Annotated in this window: 3 protein-coding genes; all 3 read left to right on the top strand. The window is 37.0% G+C overall.

All coding sequences use genetic code 11. The features are described from left to right. Positions 1 to 887 precede the first annotated feature (887 nt). The 3 genes from AB1414_17185 (at position 888) to AB1414_17175 (ending at position 3,109) form a co-directional block, all read left to right on the top strand. Positions 888 to 1,418 carry a hypothetical protein gene (locus AB1414_17185; protein ID MEW6609149.1) on the top strand — a complete coding sequence of 177 codons (531 nt, stop codon included), beginning with the start codon at positions 888 to 890 and terminating at the stop codon, positions 1,416 to 1,418. 226 nt (positions 1,419 to 1,644) lie between these two features. Continuing rightward, entirely contained in the window at positions 1,645 to 2,277 is a 633-nt protein-coding gene (locus AB1414_17180; protein MEW6609148.1) for a hypothetical protein, read from the top strand. A gap of 223 nt (positions 2,278 to 2,500) precedes the next feature. Then, a complete protein-coding gene (locus AB1414_17175) occupies positions 2,501 to 3,109 on the top strand; it encodes a hypothetical protein (protein MEW6609147.1) in 609 nt (202 codons plus the stop codon). Positions 3,110 to 3,878 lie beyond the last annotated feature (769 nt).

Here is a 3,878-nt window from a genome sequence, read left to right as displayed (position 1 = left end):
AATTTAAAGAGAAGAATTAAATACATTTTTAATATTTTTGGGGAATTAAATTTGGGGAATTAAAATGGAATTAAATGTCCATAAATGATTTTTACAAATAGTCCATAAATGATATTTCCGTAACAAATATAAAAAAAGTACTTGACAAATTTTAATTAATGTGTTATAATATATATATGTGAAGAAAGAGGGAATAATGAGAGATACATAGCCTAAATAAAAATGGACAAAAAAGGTGAAAGGGGAAGACCATGATAGTTCAGGCAGTTTCTCAAGAGAAAAATGGAAGAGGAGGGGAAAAAAGAGGATTTTATTACAACCTATGTGGAAATAAAAGGTTACTCTATATGGGGATAGAGTAGCCTTTTTTATTTTTTGAGGAAAGTTTTATCTACGGCGATTCAACAAAAGTGATGTCTAATGAAGTGGAGTGACCAATCTTTTAGATCCTGAGACTCCTGAAATAAGGTCCGGGTCAGGATGACAGACGAGTTGAGGAGGACATTCTCGGCCTCCTTGGTAAACCAGAAGACAAATTCTACAGAAATTCTCGGTGAAAAATTAGATAGAGACTCATTATTCCTTATTTTCCTCTCAAAATCTTTACGAAAAATATTTTTTTCTATCTCTCCTAAACATAGGTGAATTCAGTCTCTAAAAATTCACCGAGAAGTGCTGCAAATTCTATCCTAAAAGGACAGGAGAGGTGAGGGGAGGTAATTTATTAAAGAGTTCTGGAAAATGAGATTTTACTTTATGTGTCATTCACGCCAAAGCAGAAATTAAGGGAAAATAAATGACTTTGAAAGTTCGTATCAAGTGTGGAATGACAAAAAAATGGTATTTTCCAGAAATCTAATTTTAACAAAAAAAGGAGGTGATAAAGAATGAAGAAATTACTAATGTTGATGGCTGTATTAGGAATAATAGCAGTGCCAGTAATGTGTCTTGCACATGTAGAGGGCGAGATTCCAGGTCCGACAGTACTGAAATCGGATAATATCCCGGATGAAGGTGAAGGTGAGGAAGTGACGGTGAGGATTCATGTGACGGCAGATGTCTTCCCATATTTAAATGTATGGATTAGCGAACAGCATATTCATTGGGAAATTACATCACCAGGGATCTATGAGGAAGAAGGACCACTTATTCGGGTCAAGAGTAACTGTCCTTACGCTGTAAAGCTTGACTGGACAGATTTAGTAGGTCCAGATGAGGTGGTCCTGCCAACATCCTATGCGCTTATACAGGGGGAGTATGACGACTTTGTCTTAATGTGCGAAGTGAATACTATGATGAATCCTCCAGCGACCGCCAATTCTGATGAGTACTGTCAGTGGCCAAAGATACCTGTAGAAGAGCAAGCCGGTGGTTGGTATGAAGGTGCAGTTACAATAGTCTTCCATGGACACATTTAGAGAAGAAGAAAGGTTTATAGATGAAAAAAAGGGGAAGGAGGAAAAAATTTCTTTCCTCCTTCCCTAAAAATGGTGAAAAAGATGAATCTCGCGTGAAAGTGTGGTTATATAAATTTTGAAGTATAGAGAAGTAAATATTTATATATGGGGAGAAAGAAAGAGTGTGTTGTTGCTATGTTACCGGGAAAAGGAAACTAAAATATATAAATTCTAAGGAGAAAGAAGAATGAGTAAAAAATTGAAGGGGTGGAGAGGTTATATAATAGCGTTGTTCTTAATAACAATTGCAATTACCAGTAAGGTAGATATTCCTGTGGCCAGGGGTGCAATATTAAAAGGAGACCATATTGAGCAGGCTGGAGAAGGTGAGATTGTCAGTGGTAAAATAAGGGTCACAGGAGATGTATACCCATATTTGAAAATAATAATTGTTGACCCTAACATTACCTGGGATATTAATGGTGGAACAGGAGAAGCGGCCAGTGCAGGACCGTTGATAATGGTAAAGGCAAATTCTTTATTTAATATTGGTGTAGGTGATGTTGATAACTTAATAAATACAGCATATCCCCCGGATTACAATACAGGCGCAAATATATTAGAAACATGGTTTGCAACCGGGGATAACGAAATTGATAATCCATTTGAGGGAATATTACCACCCAATAAGGCTATCATCCCAGGAAGTAATGACCCTACTAATCCTAATCACGGGGATTTAGAATGGGATATTGCACCAACCTATATCTCGTATGTGAGTAAATATCTCTGGAATAAAATTAGGGTTGAAGGAAATGATGAACCAGGTCATTATTTAGACCCAGATGGATATATTATCATCATCTATGGACATATTTAATATTATGGTGTGGTTCATATAAGTTAGGTGAGAAATTATCTCTCCACATAGGGGGATAGATAAATGCCGATAGAAAAGATAGAGAAAGGAATAAATTCTCTCTTTTTATCAGCAATCTTTTGGGCAAGATGGTAACAAATAGATAATTATTTTCTAACGGGGTAGAAGAAGGCTTCGTTTTATACGAGAACATTTAATATTTTGAAGGAGGTAAAAAAATAAAATGAAAATATATGTATATATTATAATAGGTATGATGATATTATTTAGCCGTGAGGTAAAGGCAGAATTAAATGCGGAATTAGATGCGTGGGGTAGTGAAATAGAAGGAGAATGTGATGGAGAGAATCCAGGACCAATATTTACATATAACACCATCGGTGCAAAAGTAGATCCATTTATTACCGTAAAGGTTCAAGGGACAGGATTATACTGGGAAATTACTTCCCCAGGAAAATATAAGGCACCTGGAACAAAGATAGATGTAGAGGGAAATGCGCGCTGTGATATTTATTTAGAAGGGGCAGGTGATCTCGTTCATAAAACAAATCCTGCTAAACCTATATTAGAGGCTAGATATGCCATTGGTGGTGATAATCAGAATACTCCACCAGAGGACGAATTTAAAGACATAGACTATTTATCCACTTATCCATTAGTCGAAAATTTGGATACCAGTGGTGGTCAAACATATTATCTATGGGGTGAAGTAACTTCAGAAATAGATGACCCAGCAACAGTGGATGATAACAACCCACCTCAGTTCCCACCAACTCCAGGGAAATATCAAGATTTATTAGGATTTTGGATGACCTTTGTTGCACATTTGTAGTAACCGTTCAGCCACAGAGGCACAGAGTTCACAGAAAATTAGAGGAATTAGCCACAAATGGACAGGAATTAACCTGTGACATTCGATAAATGTAGTGCGAACCTTTAGGTTCGCTTTCCTGCTTGCCAGAAGCGAGGTTAAAGCCTCGCACTACAAATCTTTTTATTATTCGTGTTCATTCGTGGTTATATATTCCCTCTGTGACTCTGTGGCTATATCCTGAACGGTTACCATCCTCAAAACTTCACTCCCTAAATTTTTCCTAATCCTTACCTATGTCAGTGATAGTGTCCGTGTCAGTGAAGAAACTCCTTCAACTCATCCAACACTTCCAACTCTTTCTACTCTTTCAACTCTTCCAGCAGAAGAATGAAGGCTTGGGAGACCAGCCTATACGTAATCCCTCAGTTATGAGGTGGGAAGATAACTATTTGTTCACTTAAACGCTGAAATTAGAAATTGGGTTTTTCACTTCAGCCCAATTTCTAATTTCCAATTTCAATTTTCTGTGAACACTTACAAATAGATATCCGAAAAAATCATAGGAAATTGCCCGAAAATGAACCATCCCCTAATTTCCTGCATAAATAGAGTCTATAGTCTTGTGTCTGATGTCCAGTGTCTGAGAGAGCGTTGCAAATGACTTTTAGTTATGGTGTGGGTTTGGGAATCACAGGCAGTAGGCAAATTTCTATTGACATGAGTTAAAATCTTTGTAACCGTTCAGGATATAGCCACAGAGTCACAGAGAACACAGAGGGAATATATA

The sequence above is a fragment of the bacterium genome (assembly GCA_040755795.1).
Lineage (GTDB): Bacteria > UBA9089 > CG2-30-40-21 > CG2-30-40-21 > SBAY01 > JBFLXS01.
This window is presented reverse-complemented; position numbering and strand designations above follow the sequence as displayed.